A 19,479-nucleotide genomic window follows, 5' to 3' on the forward strand; every position below is an offset into this window, starting at 1 on the left:
CCTTTATTGTCTAAAAAGTTTGACCAGTACCCATCCACTGCTCGTAAGCTAGTAATGCTTCTTTTTCATAGCCAAGTTGCATCGATTTCAACATCGTTTGAAGGATTAGTTTTTCATCTTCCGTTGAGTTTCGATTTAAACGGTCACCGTCATATGCTGCAAGTTGAAACCAGATTTTCAGCGAAAGCCGATTGCCTGATGTAACTAATAGTTCTCGCAATACATCACGACAATTTACTGTTCCTTCAATTTCCAGCTTCACAAAAAAACTATCCCACACAGGTAGTGTACGAAGAATCTCTGTACAACTTATTACGCGAATTGCTTCCTTTTCATGAATTTGTCGCGTTAATTCGACATCTTTTTTTGATTTTTCATCTTCTAATATAAACATCGACAGAACTTCTACAAGCTGGTGCTTATGTGTTGAGGCAAGAAATGTACCTCCACCGTGTCGCGTTTCAATGAGTCCAAGTAACTCTAAACTGCGCAGTGCTTCCCTGACAGAAGAGCGCCCAACACCTAACCTTTCTGATAAAACACGTTCAGAAGGAAGCTTCTCTCCAGCTTGAATTTTTTCCATTCGAATAAGTTGACGTAATTGCTGAACGATTTCTAAAAACACTTTTTTTTGTTCGGTTTGTTTATCCATATGATTAACTCCCGTTATCAAAAAGTGGTCTGACCACTTTTTTAGCATTGACTACATCTTACAAAATAACTGTTTAAAAGTAAAGAAAAAACTGCATAAAATTCTATGCAGTTTCTAAAATCTTGTTTAATTTCATATTTTTTTAGTCGATTGTGCATGTTTTACTTTCACTTGCGATTTACCAAAACGTTTTTCAAGAGTACCCTCAATATACAGCAGTTCATCTTCTATTAAGATATCTTGAACGAGTTGAAAGACTTGTGGAAATAAGGTTACTGATACGATTCCAAATTCATCTTGGAGTTGGACAAAGGCCATTTGCTCTCCTTTTTTTGTCCTTATTTTTTTCACTTCCTCAATCAAGCCAATCATTTTTACATACGTCCCTTCACGTGTATACTTCAGGTCAGCACAGGTTACAGTACCTTCTCCCCAGTAACTTCTTGCTTCAGAAACAGGATGCGCAGAAATATAAAAGCCTAAACTTTCTTTCTCATGCTGAAGCTTTTCTTTCTGAGACATCGCTTCAGCTTGCATATACTTCGGTTTCCCAAAATTAAAAGCGGTCGCCGTTTCTATATCGACATCCTCTGTTGGACGCACAAGCTCTGCCTGTTTTAATGCTGCCTCTAAAGTGGCCACCAGTACAGCACGATCCTTCTCTAAATAATCAAGCACCCCTGCACGAACTAAGGATTCCATAATATTCGGTTTAAAATGTTGTGCACTTAAAGCGACAGCCAAATCAAATAAATTATGAAGTGCCTCTGGATTCGTTTTACGCAACGTCACTAATTTCTCTATAAATGTGTGCGGTACACCTTTTATGCCCGATAAGCTATAACGAATGCCATCCTTTTCCACCTTAAAGAATTTAGTACTTTGCAATAAAGATGGCGGATAAAACGCCATTCCTTTTTCCTTCGCTTCCGCAACAAGCTGTTGAATTTTTTCTACATTCCCTGTTGCATTGGTTAATAATGCTGCATAAAAGCTTTGCGGGTAATGAGCCTTTAAATACGCCATATGATACGAGATGACGCTATAGGCAACCGCATGGCTTTTTGCAAAGCCATAGTCGGCAAAGCGTACAATTAGCTCGTAGACGCCCTCTGCATCTCGCCGATCAAAACCTTGCCTCAATGCGCCATCTACAAAGGCAGTACGTTGCTCCTCTAATATATCACGATTTTTTTTACTAACTGCCCGACGTAATAAGTCCGCCTGCCCCATCGTAAAACCAGCCATCGTCGCTGCAATTTGCATAATTTGCTCCTGATAGACAATGACGCCATATGTTTCACTTAATATCGGCTCCAATAACGGATGTGGCATCGTTACACGTTCTTGCCCCGCCTTTCTTCTTGCATAAACAGGAATGAATTCCATCGGCCCTGGACGATAAAGAGCATTGACTGCAACAATATCTGAAAAATGTGTTGGATGAATATCACGTAATGCCTCTTTCATGCCATCTGATTCTAATTGGAAAATACCTACTGTATCTCCTTTTTGAAGCAGTTGGAAGGTAAGCTCGTCATGCATAGGGATTAGGTCAAACTCTATCCATGGTCCCCCTGCTTTGTAAATAGACCAACGTACTTGCTCTAAAATGGTTAAATTACGCAACCCTAAAAAATCCATCTTTACAAGACCACTTGCTTCTACATCTCCCATCGGCCACTGGGTACAATAAATTCCCTCATGTCCATCCTCAATTGGAACTGTATCTACTAATGGCGTTGGCGCTAATACAATGCCAGCCGCATGGGTAGAGGAATTTCTCGGCAAACCTTCTAATTTTAGAGCTATGTCAAGCCAACGTCGATGGTATTCATCTTCAGCCAACCAACTTTGAAAGCTTTGGGATTCTGCTACAGCTCTTTGCAACGTTATGCCTGGTTTGTTTGGAATCATTTTCGATATTTTTTCCATCACTTCAGCATCAAAACCAAAAACACGCGCTACATCTCTCGCCACTGCTTTCGCTGATAAAGTACCAAAAGTAATGATTTGCGCAACATTAGCCTTGCCATATTTTTGTGCAACGTATTGAATTACTTGTTGTCTTTTGCTGTCAACAAAGTCAATATCAATATCGGGTAATGTTACACGTTCAGGATTCAAAAATCGTTCAAACAATAATCCGTAGGCAAGTGGATCTACCTGTGTGATAGAAAGACTAAATGCAACTAGTGAACTTGCTGAAGAACCACGACCTGGCCCAGTTAAAATGCGATGCTCTTTGGCATAACGCATAAAATCTGCAACAATTAAAAAATAATCAGCATAGCCCATTGAGCATATAATTTCTAACTCATATTGCAGTCTATCTCGATAAATTGCTGGAACCTCTGTTAGTTTTAAACGATTAGCTAATCCTGAAAACGTTTCTTTTACAAGCAAACTTTCGGCTGTTTCACCCTCTTGTAGCGGAAATTTTGGCATTTGAACATGCATTTCAGGAATTTTTGCAACACAGCTAGCTAACATATCGACACTTGCCTCAATCCATTCAGGGCGATTTGAAAACCAACTCTTCCACTGCTCCTCAGTCGGCGCATAATAGTTTTCTAAATGAGCTGTTAGCATCGTATCTTGAAGCTTTTCCCCTGTATCAATAGCTCTAGCAACTTCATATGCAAAATGATCCTCTGGTCGTAAAAAATAACAACGCTGTGTAGCTACAATTAAAATACCTTTTGTCTCGCACCACTGTGAAATCATAGCTTCATTGTCTGCTATTATGCCACCTGGTCTTGCCATTCCTACATATAGACGCTTACCAAATACTTGTTGTAAAGCACTTGTTATTTCTGCCCATTCTACTATTTCCGCTATATCATTCGCCGAAAGCAACGCTATACAGCCCTTTGCATAGCCTTCAAGCCATCTCCAAGGCAATACCTCGTCTTCTCGAATAGAAACAGCACTACTAATCTTTAAAAGATGCTGGTAGCCTTGCTGTGTTTGTGCATACAACACGAGCGGTATTATGTTATTATCCCATTGTACCTTCACCGAAAGCCCTATTACCGCGTGCATATTTGCCTGCTGCATCGCTTTACAAAAAGGTAAAAGCCCGTACAATTTCGAATTGACAATTGCACAGGCCTGCGTATTTTGTTCTTGTAAAAAAGGGATCAATTGTTCAAGCCGAATCGTGCTTTTTAATAAATCCGCGCTCGTATGCATTTGTGTATATACATGTGTCAAAAGAATCCCTGCCTTTCAAAATTTATTAATATGCCTTACAAATTTCTTTTAAACGTGCAGTGACAATTTCTGCTTCTTGCCATGAGTAAGCAGTTGCACCAGAAGCAAGTGGATGACCGCCACCATTAAATTCCTTCGCTAAAGTGTTAATAATCGGTCCTTTAGAGCGTAAACGAACACGAATTTGGTCTTCCTCTTCGATGAAGATTACCCATGCACAAATCCCCTTTACACTGCCGAGGCAGCCCACTAAAAGCGATGCTTCAGATGGTACAACATTGAATTCAGCAAGTAATTCTTTTGTCAGCTTTACATGCGCTGCACCGTTTTCATCCATAACAAAATTTTGATAAATATATCCTTGTAACGTTAATAGCTTTTGCTCCATTTCATACATCCCATCGAAAATTTGATTTCGATCAAAGTTATATGTAATAAGTTCCGCTGCAACTTTGAATGTTTTTACAGTCGTGCTTGGGAATTGAAAACGACCTGTGTCTCCAACAATTCCAGCAAATAATAATCGTGCGGCTGCATCTGAAAGTTTCCAATCAGCGATTTCTTTCCCCTCTTCAAATAGCACATAGATCATCTCACTGCAAGAACTAGCAGTTGTATCTACCCACAATAAGTCGCCGTATTGATCGTCATTAGGATGATGATCGATTTTTATGACCATTTTGCCTTTTGTATAGCGCTGATCGTCAATACGTTCTGTATTCGCCGTATCTGTTACTATAACCAGCGCATTTTCATATACATCATCCGCTATTTGATCAGGTTCAGCTAAAAACGACAAGGATGTATCATGCTCACCAACAGCATACACTTTCTTTTCTGGATAATTTGCTAAAATTAATTCTTTTAAGCCTAATTGTGATCCATACGCATCTGGATCTGGACGCACATGTCGATGAATAACGATTGTCTCATATGAAGCAATTGTGTCGATGATTTGTCTTTTCAAAGTGATTTCCCCCAAAATGATAGTAATAACCGTTAGCATTTTTCCTCAATAATCGTTACAATAATGTCTAGTTATGCTAGGAGGTTTACTATGCTCAATTTAATTTTTGTGTTTGCCATAATTATATCATTTGTCTTTTATTTTTATTTTAAAACAAAACAGTTCCGTTCACCATTGCCTATTGCTAAAAATTGGTACAAAAGTAAGTCGAATATAGGTTTTGGTTCTTTTATTCTTGCATTTGCATTGAATCAAGCATACTTATTCCCTGGAACGTTTACATTTATCATTGTAGCAATTCTTGTCGTGTTAGGCATCTTTGTTGTTGTGGAAAATATTAAAAAGGCCCGACATTATGGTCAGTTTGTTGATGAAGAATTTCGAATTAATCGATAACAATTACACTGCAGTACACATATAATTGCAAAAAACTAATAAAGGGATGACCTAGTATTTGCCTAGGTCATCCCTTTTTGTCTGCTTAACGCTCCAATAGCTGGAACATCATCATTGCCTTACCGACAAGCATTTGCTCATTAAATACTTCAAAGTCCATTTTTACGAACTTACGGCTCATATCTAATATGCGAGGTTTGACAGTAAGCGTGCTCTCCATTTGAACAGGCTTGATGAAATAAATTGTCATGTTTTCTGCAACTGCATCGCCACGTTTACGACGCTTTAATGCAAATGATCCAACTTCGGCTAGTAACGTTGTAAATGCTCCATAAGAAATAGCCCCATATTGGTTTGTCATTTGCGGTGTCACTTTAAACTCCACGATTAAATCTTCATCGCCAAGCACTTTCATTTCATTTTTCACTAAATCATCTATAGTCTCACCGTGTTGAGGCTGTCTTTGTGCAAGCTGCAACGCCTTTAGCACATCTTGTCGACTAATTACCCCTTGTAAAACATTATCGTCATTTACAATCGGCAGTAGGTCGATCCCTTCCCAAATCATTCGATGCCCTGCGGAAGCGACGCTCATTTTCATTGATCCAGCAATTGGATTTTTCGTCATCACTTTTTCAATTAGCTCGTCCTCTTCCCTACCAATGACGTCTTTCACCGTAATCATTCCTACTAGCTTATTCATAGCAGTTACTACAGGAAAGGCACCATGCGTTGTACGCTCATTTAATTTTTGGAAATGATGAATCGTTTCATCATTGTGGAGCACAGATGTTTCGGTCATTGGCACGAAAATATCCTCAATAAATAAAATATCTTTTTTGATTAACTGGTCATAAATCGCACGGTTAATCATCGTTGCTACGGTGAAAGTATCGTAACTAGTTGAAATAATCGGCAAATCCAATGAATCGGCAAGCTGTTTATTGTCATCCGTTGTATCAAATCCACCTGTAATTAATACAGCTGCACCTGCTCGAAGCGCATTTTCATGAGCTTTAAAACGGTTTCCGACGATCAGTAAGCTACCTGCATCTGTATAACGCATCATATCTTCTAATTGCATCGCGCCGATTACAAATTTTGTTAATGTTTTATGTAGACCAGTTTTACCACCTAGTACCTGGCCATCTACAATATTAACAATTTCCGCAAATGTTAATCGTTCGATATTTTCTTTCTTTTTCTTCTCAATACGAATTGTTCCGACACGCTCAATAGAACTTACAAGACGACGATTTTCCGCTTCTTTAATAGCACGGTAAGCCGTTCCTTCACTCACTTGCATTTCCTTTGCAATTTGTCGTACCGAAATTTTATCGCCCACGGGTAGTGATTCGATGTATTGTAAAATCTTCTCATGTTTTGTTGACAAAATATCACCTATTTCTCAAGCAATGAATTCTGTTATTAGTGTACCATATTTTTTGCAAAAATATTGAGTATAAAGGTGTAAAATGTTTTACGTTTCCCATTATTTCAACTACGCACGTGGTGTCAAACATTATAGTACAGCACCTCAAATGATTAGGAACAGTTTACTTTTTCGCCCGCTTTTAAAATTTGAACTTCTGCATTTTGTACTAAATTAGCAAAAATTTGCGGATCCTGTTCAATCGGAGGGAATGTATTATAATGAATTGGTACAACCATTTTTGGCTTTAAAAATGATACTGCACATGCTGCATCTTCAGGTCCCATCGTAAAATTATCACCAATTGGTAAAAACGCTACATCAATTGGATGACGCTCTCCAATTAATTTCATATCACTAAATAGTGCTGTATCACCCGCATGATAAATTGTTAATCCTTCGATAAACAGTAAAACGCCTGCAGGCATACCCATATAAATAATTTCATTGTTTTCTGTTACATAAGAAGAGCCATGGAAAGCCTGTGTAAATTTCACCTTTCCAAAATCAAATTCTTTTGCTCCCCCTATATGCATTGGATGCGCTTTCACTCCTTGCCAAGAAATCCAGTTTGCCAACTCATTCGGTGCAATAACGAGTGCATCCTTTTTCTTTGCAAGCTCCACAGTATCCCCCACATGGTCATTATGCCCATGTGTAAGCAAAATAATATCTGGTGCTTCTTCTGCAACCTTTAAATCGGTTTGGCTATTTCCATTAATGAAAGGGTCAATTAAAATTGTTTTACCATTTGTTTGAATTTTAACGACAGAATGTCCATGATAACTAATTTGCATTAATCGTTCCTCCTGATAATTGAATATTTGCTCCATCTTTTAATTCGCTATCCATGCGCTTTTTCCCTTTTTTTGATATGCTTAAACAGGATATGAAAAGTGTATAGTGCACATCTTTTCTCGACATTTCGAATGCCGAGAAAAACCACGCCGTGCTTTACTTTCAATAGTGGGCACTAGTAAACATTGCACTGCTTTCACTTAAATAATTGAAGCCATATGAAGGCGTGTCGCTATAGGCTAGATCAGCAAACTAGGTGCAATATGAGGAGGAAATGGATGATGTCAAAAGTACAAGAAATCCAAAACTATTTACAAAAAAATCAAATCGATGCTGCTTTCGTTACGACTCCCGATAATGTCTTTTACGTATCTGGTTTCAAAAGCAACCCCCATGAACGATTACTAGGAGTGATGATTTTTAAAGAGGCTGAGCCTTTTTTAATTTGTCCACAAATGGAGATTCCTGATGCAAAAGCTGCAGGTTGGTCATATGAAGTCATCGGCCACCAAGATACAGATAATGCTATGGATATTCTTGCACAAGCAATAATTGCTCGTAATGTAAATCCGTTAACGTTTGCTATTGAAAAAGCACAACTTATTGTTGAGCGTTTAGAAGCTTTACAGCAATCATTTCCACAAGCAACTTTTGTACGTCTAGATGAAAAAATTAATGCAATGCGTGTAATTAAAGATGAAGATGAGTTAAACAAGCTTCGCAAAGCTGCACAACTTGCTGATTATGCAATTGAAGTAGGCTGTAAAGAAATTGCTGAAGGTAAAACTGAAATGGAAATTTTAACAGCTATCGAAAGTGCTATTCAAGAAAAGGGTTGTAAGATGTCCTTTGAGACAATGGTATTAAGTGGTCCTAAATCAGCTTCACCACATGGAAAACCAGGCGCTCGTAAAGTCGAAAAAGGCGATATGATTTTATTTGACTTAGGAGTAATTTACGATGGGTATTGCTCAGACATCACACGTACAGTCGCATTTGGAGAACCTTCTGAAGCACAAAAAGCAATCTATAATGCTGTATTAGCAGCTAATTCAAATGCAATTGCGGCAGTAAAACCTGGTGTACGTGCAATGGACTTAGATAAAATTGCTCGCGACACAATTACTCATGCAGGCTATGGAGAATATTTCACGCATCGACTAGGTCATGGACTTGGTATTTCCGTACATGAATTCCCATCAGTTACGGGCGCAAATGACATGGTAATGGAAGAAGGCATGGTGTTCACAATCGAGCCAGGTGTATACAAATCAGATGTGACTGGTGTACGTATTGAAGATGATGTTGTAGTCACAAAAGATGGAGTGGAAGTTTTAACAAAATTCCCTAAAGACTTAATTGTCCTGTAATTGACAACGTTTTTTACAGATAGAAATACAATGTAGAGGGCGGACACATTAAAAGCGACCGCCGTAGCGGATATCAACGCCATAGCAAAAAGAAGCAGGGACATATCATTAGCTATTTTTTCCTTGCAATAAATTAAAAATTAACAGAGTGCACTAGTTGATGGTAGCGAAGGCGGCGACTCCTGCGGGAACGCACGCATAGTAAGACGCAACAATCCGCGCGTTAGCGAGGGTTGCGGCTTACGGTGTGCCCGCGGAAAGCGACCGCCGTAGCGGACATCAACGGCATAGCAAAAAAGTGTTAGATTGACTATCAATCTAACACTTTTTTAAATCCGTCTACTCGTAACGGTATCAACCGCCTATTTATTTTATAGTACTTGATTTTTATTTAATTAATTCATCAACATTCACATATGGCAAGCCTTGTGCTTCTGCGACTGCTTGATAAGTAATATGTCCATCTAATGCATTAACACCCTTTTTCAATGCTGGATTATCAATACATGCTTGCTTATAGCCTTTGTTTGCAATTTGTAGCGCATATGGAATTGTATTATTAGTTAAAGCAATCGTTGACGTACGTGGCACAGCACCTGGCATATTCGCAACAGCATAATGTACTACCCCATGCTTAATATACGTTGGATCATCGTGTGTTGTTACACGATCAGATGTCGCAAAAATTCCACCTTGGTCAATAGCAATATCAACGACAACAGAACCAGGCTGCATTGATTGAATCATTTCTTCCGATACTAGCTTCGGTGCTTTTGCACCAGGAATTAGAACAGCACCTACAACTAAATCGGAGCTTTTCACTGATTCTGCAATATTGTAAGGATTAGATATAAGCGTTTGTACATCGCGACCAAACATATCTTCTAATTGACGTAGACGTTCTGGACTTAAATCAATGACCGTTACATCTGCCCCCATACCAACAGCGATTTTTGCAGCATTGGTACCAGCAATTCCGCCACCAATTACAGTAACTTTTCCGCGTTGTACACCTGATACGCCACCTAATAAAATCCCTTTACCGTCATGATTTTTTTCTAAATACTGCGCACCAATTTGCGTTGCCATTTTACCTGCCACTTCACTCATTGGTGTTAATAAAGGCAAGGAGCCGTTTGCAAGTTGTACTGTTTCATAGGCGATACCTACAACTTTTTTATCTATTAATGCCTGCGTTAACTCACGCTCAGGCGCTAAATGTAAGTAGGTAAATAAGATTTGTCCTTCATAAAAGTAATCGTATTCCGATGCTACGGGTTCTTTTACTTTTAAAATCATTTCTTGAGCCCATGCTTCCTTTGCTGATGCAACAATGTGTGCACCCGCTGCCACGTAATCTGCATCTGTAAAGCTCGAACCAATACCCGCACCCGCTTCAATATACACTTCGTGACCAGCATGCGTTAATGAGACAACCCCAGCTGGTGTCATTGCTACGCGATTTTCGTTGTTTTTAATTTCTTTTGGAATACCAATCTTCATATTTCCAATCCCCTTTCATAACCTATGAACTAAGCAATATTTCATCAAAATACGATTTCTCGTAGATGATGACCCCTTTGCACTTCCATCTTACCAAACAAGTGAAAAAAATGCTTTAATTAAAGCAAATACTAATTAAATTCATAACATTTTTAAAATACTAAATATTACTACTAATGGAGCGAATTAAGGTATTTCATAGTAAACGCCTTTACTTATTCACAAATTTTCTACGGAAAGTATTTCCTTTAGAAAATGATTTGGTATAATTACATTATACAAATAGGGAGGTAATACAAATGGCTAATCATTATAAAAGCATTGTAGTTGCAGTAGACGGTTCTAAAGAAGCGGAGTACGCTTTTCGTAAATCAATCGACGTTGCTAAACGTAACGAAGGTGCCGTATTAAACCTAGTAAACGTTATTGATACGCGTTCATTCGCTGCTATTGAAGCATATGATCGTTCAATCGCTGAACGCGCACAAGCTTTCTCAGAAGAATTATTAAATGGTTATAAAAAACAAGCTGAAGATGAAGGCTTAGCAAACGTAAACCTTATAATTGAGTATGGATCTCCTAAAAATATTATTACAAAAGAACTTTCTAAAATTGTAGATGCAGATTTAATTATTTGTGGCGCTACTGGTTTAAATGCAGTAGAACGCTTCCTAATCGGTTCCGTTTCTGAAGCAATCGTACGTTCAGCAAATTGTGACGTTCTAGTTATTCGTACACCAGAAGCTTAATAATGCAATACATAAAAAGGTATCCAAATTTGGATACCTTTTTTATTATTTCCCTTCTTGCCACATTTTCACTTTTTCAAAGAACATCGCAAGCGCTTGTTTATTTTGCATATTTGGAACTTTTGCCAACAGTACTTCTTTTGGAGCTTTAAAAGCTTCCCCTTGTTTTTGTAAAATAACAATACTCTTTTCAAGTGATTTATTAGCAAACATCGTATCTGGCAATTGAATAATTGCTTGTATCCATGCGTGCTTTTGAATGTACTTATGCAGTTGCTTAGACTGTTCAGATTCAAAGAGATGCGTCGGAGCTAGGAAAAATAAATAGCCCCCATCTTTCGTATAATTAATAGATTGTTCAATAAATAAATGATGCGCATAACTCATTCCCTCAGATGCACAAAGCTCATAATCTAACGCCACTTCCTCATTCGGATAGTAACCGACTGGTAAATCACAAACAATGGCATCTACAGGATCTACTAATAGGTCTTGTAATGCATCCTGACGATATAAAGAAACTGGCTGCTCTGTTAAATCTGCTGTTGCTGCGGCTAATCGGATCAATAACTCATCTACCTCTACTCCAGATGCCTCTACTTTTCCATCGAGTAAATTCATGACCGTTAACAGTAAGTTACCAGTACCAACTGCTGGATCTAGCATTGTTAGTTTTTCTTTTGCTAATTGATCCGCAAAAATTTGTTCCACGAAATAGCCAACTAAAAGACCAAGCGTATCTGGTGTCATTTGATGATTCGGCTGTGAACCTTTACGCATACCTTTTAAAATTGCAATTTGAATGGACTTGCGCACATCTTCTTTCGTTGTACCTTGCTGTGAGAAATCTACATCTCCATCAAGCCAAGCCTCTAGTCCATCAAGTATACCTTCTAATAACGTCGTATTTTGCTCTTTTTCTATTTTTTCCGCATGCTCATTTAGCATGCCAAATAGTTTTTCAATCTTTTCCATACATAACTTCCTTTCACGCAGAAAAGAGCCGTGACAAACTCTGTCACAGCCCTTTTGTCTAGTATTATCTTAGCCTAAAAGAAGCAAATTATGCTAGTGCTTTAACTGCTGCAATTGCTGCTTCGTAGTTTGGATGATCTGTAGCCTCAGGTACATACTCGACATAAGTTACTTTTCCAGCTGCATCTACCACGAAAACTGCACGTGCTAGAAGACGTAATTCTTTAATATATACACCATATGCTTCACCGAATGATAGATCGCGATGATCTGAAACTGTTTGAACAGCATCAATTCCCGCAGCACCGCACCAACGTTTTTGTGCAAATGGCAGGTCAACAGATACTGTATATATTACTACGTTATCCCCTAAATTTGCAGCTTCTTCATTAAAACGACGTGTTTGTGCATCACATACGCCTGTATCTAAAGATGGGACAACACTAAATAAACGAATTTTACCTTCTGAATCCTTTAAAGAAACAGGTGATAGATCATTTGCTAATACTGTGAAATCTGGTGCTTGGTCTCCAACCTTTACTTCGTTACCAATAAGTGTTACTGGACCTTTTTTAAATGTAATTTGTGCCATGAAAACGCCTCCTAATCATCATATGTACATAATCTTACTAAATGTAGGGAATTAATTGCAACTAGGACAGCTTATCATAGTGTAAACTTTGTAATTGTTGCACTATAAGACCTATTTGCATTTCAAATTACAAAAGAAAAAGTGTTAGAATGACTGCAATCAATCTAACACTTTTCTATTCATTGTTGTGCGCGATGGCGGTGCTTTCCGCGGGCACAATGTAAGCCGCAACCGTCGCTAATCGCGCCGCCTGTTGCATCTAACGTTTTGTGCTGTTCCCGCAGGAGGCATCGCTATCGCTACAAACAATTAATGGCCTATACAAATTGCATAAGAAAGAAATTCAAATCCTTACCTGCTCAAGATTCTTCAGGTTTCTCCTCTATCTTTTCAGGCTCTTTTGTATTTTCCTGAATGGGTGCTGTCGGTTGTGCAACAGGTTGTGCTGTTTCTTTCGCTACATATACCTTTTCATGGACAACCGTAGTATCGGCAAAATAATCATGTATGCCTTGGTTGTCAGGTAAAATCGCAACAAAAATATAAAGTGGCATAATTATGTTGCTAATTAAGCGACCAATCCATTCACGGAACAGCACGTCTGACCATGTAAGTTTGTCATGTTGTAGTGAAACAACACGTAACCCGAAAGCCATTTTCCCCAACGTTTGCCCTAAAAACTTTGTCATCAATACAAAATAACAGTAATAGAGAATAGCTGAAATAATGGAGATAGGTGCATACCAAATTGAATCCGATAACGACCAGTCCATTAAGTAAAATATCGGATTAACTACGATTCCTACAACAGCTGAAATAATTAATCCATCTAGGATAAATGCCCAAAAGCGCACCCAAAATCCTGCCGTCTTTAAATCATATTTCGTAGTCACTATTGGTGTGTTTTCCTTATTTAGCAATTGTTGTTCAATTGAGGGTGTCCCTTGCAAAACGAATTCATTGTTTGTCATGGTATGCCCTCCTTAGTATTCACCATATAAGTACATCATTTTCGGTGCCTTGTATTCTGTCATAATTTTCATTAGCATTTTTTCTTCAGCTGATGGGCCAAAAAGAGAGCTTACTTTCATACCAATTATTGACGGTAGACCACCTTGATCATAACTGTATTCAAATAAGACGGCATCTTCTAAACCATAATCTTGACGTAAAGCTGCAATAGCTGCTTGCTCATCGCCAATTTCATCGATTAAGCCTGCTTCAAGTGCCTTTGTACCGCCAAGTATTCGACCATCCGCTACTTTTTTCACGTCCGCTTCAGACATATTGCGTCCTTGTTCCACAATATCAACAAACTCTTCATATGATTCATTAATCATATCCTGCATCATAGCACGTTCTTCTTCAGTAATTTCACGTGTTGGACTAAGCATGTCTTTATGTTGCCCAGATTTAAACGTTTCAAATTTCACGCCTACTTTTTCTGCAAGTTCCTGATAATTAATAGATTGCATAATTACACCAATCGAACCTGTTATCGTATCACGATGGGCATATATTTTATCCGCTGGTGCAGAAATATAGTATCCACCAGAAGCAGCCATCGAATCCATTGAAACGTAAATTGGAATTTGACGTTCCTCTTTAATTTGCAACAGTTTTTTATAAATTTCTGCCGATTCCTTTACGCCACCACCAGGTGAATTTACACTTAGCACAATACCTTGTACTGAATCATCATATAAAATATTGTCCAATTGATTTAAGAAAAACTGGTGATCATAAGCTACGGTTTGCCATAATGTGTTCGATCCAACATCTTGAATCGTTCCATCAACTTTTAAATAGGCAATCCGCTTACTGTAATCTTCACCTTCAATAACAGTTTCATAAACATCTAAATTATTTCCAGCGACAATGCTGTCAAAATTACTAAAGAAGTCTGATTTAAATATTGCAAAAATCGTATTAATTCCTAATGAAAATACTAACAACACAGCAGCTATAGCCAAGGCTATCCACCTTTTCACATTCATACAAACGCCTCCTCAACACGTTATACGTCTAAATTTCCAAAACGTTTCACTTTTAAGCAATTTTTATGTAAAAATGTTCTGTTGTTTATTATTTTACTATAAATAAATGAGGCTACAACAAAAAATCAAAAGTTCATAATAAAACATGAACTTTGATTATTCGCCTTTATTTCCTAGGAAATATTTATTGATGTGTATAAAGAGCTTTTTCTTGTTGGCGTAATTCGACACGACGAATTTTACCCGATGCAGTCTTCGGTAAAGCATCTACAAATTCAATCGCTCGTGGATATTTATATGGGGCAGTCATTAATTTCACATGGTTTTGTAACTTTTTAATAAGCGTATTATCCCCTGTCTCACCTTCATGCAGGACAATAAATGCCTTCACAATATTTCCTCTTACTTCATCAGGACTAGCAACTACAGCAGCTTCCTTTACTGTAGGGTGTTTCATTAATGCATCTTCTACTTCAAATGGCCCTATTGTATAGCCTGAAGAAATAATGACATCATCTCCACGGCCCTCAAACCAAAAATAGCCATCGGCATCTTTATATGCACGGTCTCCTGTTATATACCATTCTCCGCGGAATTGTAGGCTCGTGCGTTCGGGATCTTGGAAATATTTTTTAAAGAGTGCAGGTGTTTCACGATGCACGGCAATATCCCCAACTACACCTTCAGACACAGGATTTCCAAGGTCGTCGATTATTTCTACTGTATTTCCTGGTGTCGGTTTCCCCATTGACCCGACGCGCGCTTCCATGCCAACCATTGTCCCTACAAGTAATGTATTTTCAGTTTGACCGTAGCCATCTCGAACCTGGATATCAAATGTTTCTATGAACACTTTTACAACTTCACTATTCAATGGTTCTCCCGCTGATACTGCTTGGCGGATTTCGCTTAAATTATAATCCTGTAAATTATTGAGTGCTGCCATAAATCGATACTCTGTCGGTGTACAACATAATACATTTACTTTAAATTTTTCAAGCAACGACAAATAAGTTGATGCATCGAATTTGCCTTTATAGACAAAGGCTGTTGCACCACTGCCTAAAGTTGCAAGGAACGGACTCCAAATCCATTTTTGCCATCCAGGTGCCGCAGTAGCCCATACTATATCATTTTCCTGTACACCTAACCAATTTGGTGCTGTTGTCCGTAAATGAGCATAACCCCAGCTATGCGTATGAACAGCTGCTTTAGGATTGCCCGTTGTTCCACTTGTATAGGCTAAAAAAGCAGTGTCTGTACTTTTTGTTGGTGTAGGATTCGTATAGTTTGTAGGATGCTCCTCCATTTTTTCAAGCAACGGTTGCCATGGGGCATGCGCATGACCAATTACATATTGCAAAATACCCTTTAGATTATTTACTTCATCAAATTGCTCAATATATGGCTCGTAAGCAATTATTCCTTTGGCATTTGCATGTGTAATGCGGTATTCAATATCCTTTGTGCGCAACATTTCTGAGCTTGGAATAATCGTTAAGCCCGCTTTCAATGCTGCTATGTATACGATATATGCCTCAACAGATCTTGGAACCATTACTAAAAGCACATCACCTTTTGTTAGTCCTTGCGAAGTAAATACATGGGCCGCCTGATTTGCTTTTTCAAGTAAATTTGCATATGTAATATGTTGAATTTCTTCATGATTGTTATAAACAATTAATGCTTTTTTAGAAGGGTCCTGAGCATACTTCTCAATCTCCTCAACAATGTTATACCATTCTGGTGCGATTAAATCCTGTCTTTTCATAATAACTGCCTCCTTATTGCTAGGTTTATTATAAAACTCATTTTTTATGATTTTCAATGGATGGACCTTATTTTCACAAAGTCATGACAATTATCATGGTTTATTATATGGCATCAGTCACTGCTTTCCAGATAATGATAAAATGCTATTGAATACTGAGAATAGGTATGTTACATTTTGGACAACTAAAAAATTCATGATTGCAGGGGGACTCATAACGAGTTGAGAAGGTAAAACCTGACCCTTTGAACCTGTTAGTTAATACTGACGTAGGGAGCAACACACATCTTATTACTGATGATAAGCTCTTTTTACGTGTACACTTCGCACGAAAAAGAGCTTTTTTGCATGCTTACGTCCATCCAAAAAAGGAGGACTACGATGATTTTTCAAACTATTCGTAAAAGACAGCCATTGATTCACTGTATTACCAATTATGTAGTTGCCAATTTCCAAGCAAATGGATTATTAGCAATTGGTGCTTCACCTGTCATGGCCGATGAATCAACCGAAGTTGAAGAAATGGTATCGATTGCATCAGCCTTATTAATTAATATTGGCACGCTTACTACCCGTACAAAACAATCGATGTTCCTTGCTGGTAAAAAAGCAAACGCGCTAGGTATACCTGTGATTTTGGACCCTGTTGGTGTTGGGGCAACAACTTTACGTAAACAAACGGTACAGCAATTATTAGAAGCGGTTCACTTTGCTGTTATTCGTTGCAATATCGGTGAGCTTGCCGCGATTGCTAATGTTCATTGGCAACAAAAAGGTGTGGATAGTGGCAGCGGCTCCATATCTGTTGAAGATAAAGCACAAGAGATTTCTAAAAAATATAAGTGCATTGTCATTGTAACTGGTGAAAAAGATTTTATTACTGATGGTGAGCAATCTAAATGGATTATTGGTGGAAACGCTCGCATGACAGAAGTTACAGGGACGGGTTGTTTGTTAAGTGCTATTTGCTGTGCAGCTTATATGGCAGGTAATGAGCCATTTACTCAGTTGTGCCATACATTAACGAGCTATAAAAAAGTTGCTGAACATGCCGCTTCTTGTGCGCCATATAATGGTGATTTCGCAGTGTCCGTCTTAAATGAGCTTCACCGTTTATCGAAGGACGGTGAAAAATAATGCATATTGTGACGACAATAGCTGGCTCAGATAGCGGTGGTGGAGCTGGTATTCAAGCTGATTTAAAAACTTTCCAAGAATTAAATGTATTCGGGACATCCGTTATTACCGCTTTAACAGCACAAAATACTTTAGGTGTGAGCGGGGTGCTTCCAATTGATCAAGCTTTTGTAAATAAACAACTTCATTCACTGCTTGAGGATTTTTCAATTAGTGCAATAAAAACAGGCATGCTTTTCTCCTCAGATATAATTCATACTATTGCAGGAGCTATGTCTAATTTAAATATTCCACTTATCGTTGATCCTGTAATGATCGCCAAAGGTGGCGAAAACTTATTACAGCAAGAAGCAGTTGAGGCGTTAAAAAACGCTCTATTACCGCTTGCTACAATCGTCACACCTAACATCCCTGAAGCGGAGACGCTTACAGCAAGCAAAATACACAATTTATCAGACATCCAACAAGCTGCACAGTCATTATTAAAGCTAGGTGTTCAATGTGTCATTATTAAAGGTGGTCATCTACAGGATGATAACTTTGCAACAGATTATGTATTCTTCAATGATGGTAAAACATTTTCTATGCAATCTACTCGAATCGCAACGAAAAATACACATGGAACGGGATGTACATTTTCTGCTGCATTAACCGCTTTTATCGGTCAGAAAATGCCTTTAAAACAAGCGATTATTGAAGCGAAAAAGTTTATTCAGCTAGCCATTAGCCATGATTTATTGATTGGCAATGGCAATGGGCCGACAAATCATTTTGCTTACAAAAAATTTCTCGATACTTGTGAGGTAACCATTCATGAAACGTAGTGATTTACAGCTTTATTTTATAATGGGCACAGCGAACGTAAAAAATAGACAACCTTTAGAAATACTTGAATCCGCATTGCAAGCAGGCATTACGATGTTTCAGTTTCGTGAAAAAGGACAACAAGCATTGACGAATGAGCACTATGAACAATTTGCACGTCAATGTCAAAACCTATGCAGAAAATACAACGTTCCCTTTATTGTGAATGATGATATCGACCTTGCTCTAAAGCTTAAGGCAGATGGCCTTCACATTGGTCAAGACGACCATCCCATCTCACTAGTGCGACAAAAAATTGGACAAATGATTCTTGGTGTTTCGGTTCATACAGCCACTGAATTACAAATTGCTTTAACATATGGAGCGGATTATGTAGGGATTGGTCCTATTTATGCAACGACGTCCAAAAGCGATGCAAAACCACCTAGTGGAACTGAGTTTTTACAACAAGCAAGAAACATGTATCCGCAATTGCCGATCGTCGCAATTGGTGGCATAGACTGCAACAATGCACTTGCTGTTTTTAAAGCAGGTGCAGATGGCGTAGCGGTTATTTCAGCTATTTGCGAAAGCAATGATATTCAAAAAACAGTTTCAACCTTCAAATCATTGTCTTTGTAATTTGCATTGTTGCACGTATGTATACAAGAAGTCATGGCATAAAAAAACTAAATTTAAACAAACTAAAACCAGTGCCTTTTACGGTCACTGGTTTTAAGTTCAATAATTGCTTATTCTGCAATTATTGGTTTTTTGGCATACCTTTTAATTGAGATTCTGCCATTTGTACAAGACGTTTAGTGATTTCACCACCAACGGAACCGTTAGCACGAGCTGAAGCATCAGCTCCTAATTGAACACCAAATTCTTGTGCAATTTCGTATTTCATTTGATCAAGTGCTTGTTGTACACCAGGTACTGCAAGCTTGTTTGAACTACCATTGTTGTTTGTCATGTCTGTCTCACCTCCTTGTGAATATAGAATGTGCGATATTTGTTTTTTAATACGAAAAAATTAAAGGTAAAATGTAACTCTAAAGGAAATAAGCTAGTAAATATTAAAAAAAACCGTCCCAAATACGTTTTTGAGACGGTTTCC

The 19,479-nt window shown here is 38.2% G+C and carries 18 protein-coding genes and 1 riboswitch; of the genes, 6 read left to right on the forward strand and 12 right to left on the reverse strand.

Features of this window, described 5'->3' with window-relative positions; all coding sequences use genetic code 11:
* Positions 1 to 10 precede the first annotated feature (10 nt).
* From FH508_RS17975 to FH508_RS17985, 3 genes are all read right to left on the reverse strand, one after another.
* Positions 11 to 652, reverse strand: coding sequence for a FadR/GntR family transcriptional regulator (locus FH508_RS17975; protein WP_172772413.1), 642 nt, complete (start codon positions 650 to 652; stop codon positions 11 to 13).
* Positions 653 to 784: 132 nt separating this feature from the next.
* Positions 785 to 3,868 (reverse strand): DNA polymerase III subunit alpha, encoded by a 3,084-nt coding sequence (dnaE, locus tag FH508_RS17980; RefSeq protein ID WP_172772414.1) that lies wholly within the window; start codon positions 3,866 to 3,868, stop codon positions 785 to 787.
* A 25-nt stretch (positions 3,869 to 3,893) separates the two neighbouring features.
* Positions 3,894 to 4,835 (reverse strand): DHH family phosphoesterase, encoded by a 942-nt coding sequence (locus tag FH508_RS17985; RefSeq protein WP_217270131.1) that lies wholly within the window; start codon positions 4,833 to 4,835, stop codon positions 3,894 to 3,896.
* 90 nt (positions 4,836 to 4,925) lie between these two features.
* On the opposite strand from FH508_RS17985, the gene FH508_RS17990 reads away from it, so the two are divergent.
* Positions 4,926 to 5,231: a YtpI family protein gene (locus FH508_RS17990; RefSeq protein WP_172772416.1), complete on the forward strand. Its 306-nt coding sequence runs from the start codon at positions 4,926 to 4,928 to the stop codon at positions 5,229 to 5,231.
* A gap of 85 nt (positions 5,232 to 5,316) precedes the next feature.
* Here the strand turns inward: FH508_RS17990 and FH508_RS17995 are convergent, their stop codons facing one another.
* Positions 5,317 to 6,624: a DRTGG domain-containing protein gene (locus FH508_RS17995; RefSeq protein ID WP_173477543.1), complete on the reverse strand. Its 1,308-nt coding sequence runs from the start codon at positions 6,622 to 6,624 to the stop codon at positions 5,317 to 5,319.
* A 152-nt stretch (positions 6,625 to 6,776) separates the two neighbouring features.
* Positions 6,777 to 7,460 carry a metal-dependent hydrolase gene (locus tag FH508_RS18000; RefSeq protein WP_173477544.1) on the reverse strand — a complete coding sequence of 228 codons (684 nt, stop codon included), beginning with the start codon at positions 7,458 to 7,460 and terminating at the stop codon, positions 6,777 to 6,779.
* Positions 7,461 to 7,742: 282 nt separating this feature from the next.
* Here FH508_RS18000 and FH508_RS18005 point away from each other — a divergent pair, with 282 nt between their 5' ends.
* Positions 7,743 to 8,831 (forward strand): M24 family metallopeptidase, encoded by a 1,089-nt coding sequence (locus tag FH508_RS18005; RefSeq protein WP_173477545.1) that lies wholly within the window; start codon positions 7,743 to 7,745, stop codon positions 8,829 to 8,831.
* A 387-nt stretch (positions 8,832 to 9,218) separates the two neighbouring features.
* Here the strand turns inward: FH508_RS18005 and ald are convergent, their stop codons facing one another.
* Positions 9,219 to 10,334 carry an alanine dehydrogenase gene (ald, locus tag FH508_RS18010; protein WP_173477546.1) on the reverse strand — a complete coding sequence of 372 codons (1,116 nt, stop codon included), beginning with the start codon at positions 10,332 to 10,334 and terminating at the stop codon, positions 9,219 to 9,221.
* A gap of 299 nt (positions 10,335 to 10,633) precedes the next feature.
* On the opposite strand from ald, the gene FH508_RS18015 reads away from it, so the two are divergent.
* Positions 10,634 to 11,083: a universal stress protein gene (locus FH508_RS18015; protein ID WP_139860572.1), complete on the forward strand. Its 450-nt coding sequence runs from the start codon at positions 10,634 to 10,636 to the stop codon at positions 11,081 to 11,083.
* 45 nt (positions 11,084 to 11,128) lie between these two features.
* On the opposite strand, the gene FH508_RS18020 is transcribed toward FH508_RS18015, so the two are convergent.
* From FH508_RS18020 to mbcS, 5 genes are all read right to left on the reverse strand, one after another.
* Complete coding sequence (locus FH508_RS18020; RefSeq protein ID WP_139860574.1) at positions 11,129 to 12,058, reverse strand: class I SAM-dependent methyltransferase; 930 nt, start codon at positions 12,056 to 12,058, stop codon at positions 11,129 to 11,131.
* A gap of 88 nt (positions 12,059 to 12,146) precedes the next feature.
* A complete protein-coding gene (tpx, locus tag FH508_RS18025) occupies positions 12,147 to 12,650 on the reverse strand; it encodes a thiol peroxidase (RefSeq protein ID WP_139860576.1) in 504 nt (167 codons plus the stop codon).
* A 359-nt stretch (positions 12,651 to 13,009) separates the two neighbouring features.
* A complete protein-coding gene (locus tag FH508_RS18030) occupies positions 13,010 to 13,621 on the reverse strand; it encodes an RDD family protein (protein WP_173477547.1) in 612 nt (203 codons plus the stop codon).
* 12 nt (positions 13,622 to 13,633) lie between these two features.
* Positions 13,634 to 14,647: a signal peptide peptidase SppA gene (gene sppA / locus FH508_RS18035; protein ID WP_173477548.1), complete on the reverse strand. Its 1,014-nt coding sequence runs from the start codon at positions 14,645 to 14,647 to the stop codon at positions 13,634 to 13,636.
* A gap of 184 nt (positions 14,648 to 14,831) precedes the next feature.
* Positions 14,832 to 16,418: an acyl-CoA synthetase MbcS gene (gene mbcS / locus FH508_RS18040; protein ID WP_139860751.1), complete on the reverse strand. Its 1,587-nt coding sequence runs from the start codon at positions 16,416 to 16,418 to the stop codon at positions 14,832 to 14,834.
* A 194-nt stretch (positions 16,419 to 16,612) separates the two neighbouring features.
* Positions 16,613 to 16,711, forward strand: a riboswitch (TPP riboswitch).
* Positions 16,712 to 16,799: 88 nt separating this feature from the next.
* Here mbcS and thiM point away from each other — a divergent pair.
* The 3 genes from thiM to thiE are packed head-to-tail and all read left to right on the forward strand — an operon-like array spanning position 16,800 to position 19,001.
* Positions 16,800 to 17,555: a hydroxyethylthiazole kinase gene (gene thiM, locus FH508_RS18045; protein ID WP_139860753.1), complete on the forward strand. Its 756-nt coding sequence runs from the start codon at positions 16,800 to 16,802 to the stop codon at positions 17,553 to 17,555.
* Positions 17,555 to 18,379 carry a bifunctional hydroxymethylpyrimidine kinase/phosphomethylpyrimidine kinase gene (thiD, locus tag FH508_RS18050; RefSeq protein WP_173477549.1) on the forward strand — a complete coding sequence of 275 codons (825 nt, stop codon included), beginning with the start codon at positions 17,555 to 17,557 and terminating at the stop codon, positions 18,377 to 18,379. Before thiM ends, thiD begins: the two co-directional genes overlap by 1 nt.
* Complete coding sequence (gene thiE, locus FH508_RS18055; protein ID WP_173477550.1) at positions 18,369 to 19,001, forward strand: thiamine phosphate synthase; 633 nt, start codon at positions 18,369 to 18,371, stop codon at positions 18,999 to 19,001. Before thiD ends, thiE begins: the two co-directional genes overlap by 11 nt.
* Before the next feature lie 121 nt (positions 19,002 to 19,122).
* Here thiE and FH508_RS18060 read toward each other — a convergent pair whose 3' ends face one another.
* On the reverse strand, positions 19,123 to 19,335 hold the full coding sequence (locus FH508_RS18060) for an alpha/beta-type small acid-soluble spore protein (RefSeq protein ID WP_173477551.1): 213 nt from the start codon (positions 19,333 to 19,335) through the stop codon (positions 19,123 to 19,125).
* Positions 19,336 to 19,479 lie beyond the last annotated feature (144 nt).

Origin of the sequence: Lysinibacillus sp. CD3-6 (assembly GCF_006351725.2) — a bacterium.
Lineage (GTDB): Bacteria > Bacillota > Bacilli > Bacillales_A > Planococcaceae > Lysinibacillus.

Excerpts from the sequence above, each read along its gene's own strand:
- FH508_RS18015 (WP_139860572.1), top strand. The coding sequence starts at position 10,634 with ATGGCTAATCATTATAAAAGCATTGTAGTTGCAGTAGACGGTTCTAAA.
- ald (WP_173477546.1), bottom strand. The coding sequence starts at position 10,334 with ATGAAGATTGGTATTCCAAAAGAAATTAAAAACAACGAAAATCGCGTA.
- thiE (WP_173477550.1), top strand. The coding sequence starts at position 18,369 with ATGAAACGTAGTGATTTACAGCTTTATTTTATAATGGGCACAGCGAAC.
- FH508_RS18000 (WP_173477544.1), bottom strand. The coding sequence starts at position 7,460 with ATGCAAATTAGTTATCATGGACATTCTGTCGTTAAAATTCAAACAAAT.
- FH508_RS18060 (WP_173477551.1), bottom strand. The coding sequence starts at position 19,335 with ATGACAAACAACAATGGTAGTTCAAACAAGCTTGCAGTACCTGGTGTA.
- FH508_RS18030 (WP_173477547.1), bottom strand. The coding sequence starts at position 13,621 with ATGACAAACAATGAATTCGTTTTGCAAGGGACACCCTCAATTGAACAA.
- FH508_RS18005 (WP_173477545.1), top strand. The coding sequence starts at position 7,743 with ATGTCAAAAGTACAAGAAATCCAAAACTATTTACAAAAAAATCAAATC.
- thiD (WP_173477549.1), top strand. The coding sequence starts at position 17,555 with ATGCATATTGTGACGACAATAGCTGGCTCAGATAGCGGTGGTGGAGCT.
- FH508_RS17975 (WP_172772413.1), bottom strand. The coding sequence starts at position 652 with ATGGATAAACAAACCGAACAAAAAAAAGTGTTTTTAGAAATCGTTCAG.
- thiM (WP_139860753.1), top strand. The coding sequence starts at position 16,800 with ATGATTTTTCAAACTATTCGTAAAAGACAGCCATTGATTCACTGTATT.
- tpx (WP_139860576.1), bottom strand. The coding sequence starts at position 12,650 with ATGGCACAAATTACATTTAAAAAAGGTCCAGTAACACTTATTGGTAAC.
- FH508_RS18020 (WP_139860574.1), bottom strand. The coding sequence starts at position 12,058 with ATGGAAAAGATTGAAAAACTATTTGGCATGCTAAATGAGCATGCGGAA.
- sppA (WP_173477548.1), bottom strand. The coding sequence starts at position 14,647 with ATGAATGTGAAAAGGTGGATAGCCTTGGCTATAGCTGCTGTGTTGTTA.
- mbcS (WP_139860751.1), bottom strand. The coding sequence starts at position 16,418 with ATGAAAAGACAGGATTTAATCGCACCAGAATGGTATAACATTGTTGAG.
- FH508_RS17990 (WP_172772416.1), top strand. The coding sequence starts at position 4,926 with ATGCTCAATTTAATTTTTGTGTTTGCCATAATTATATCATTTGTCTTT.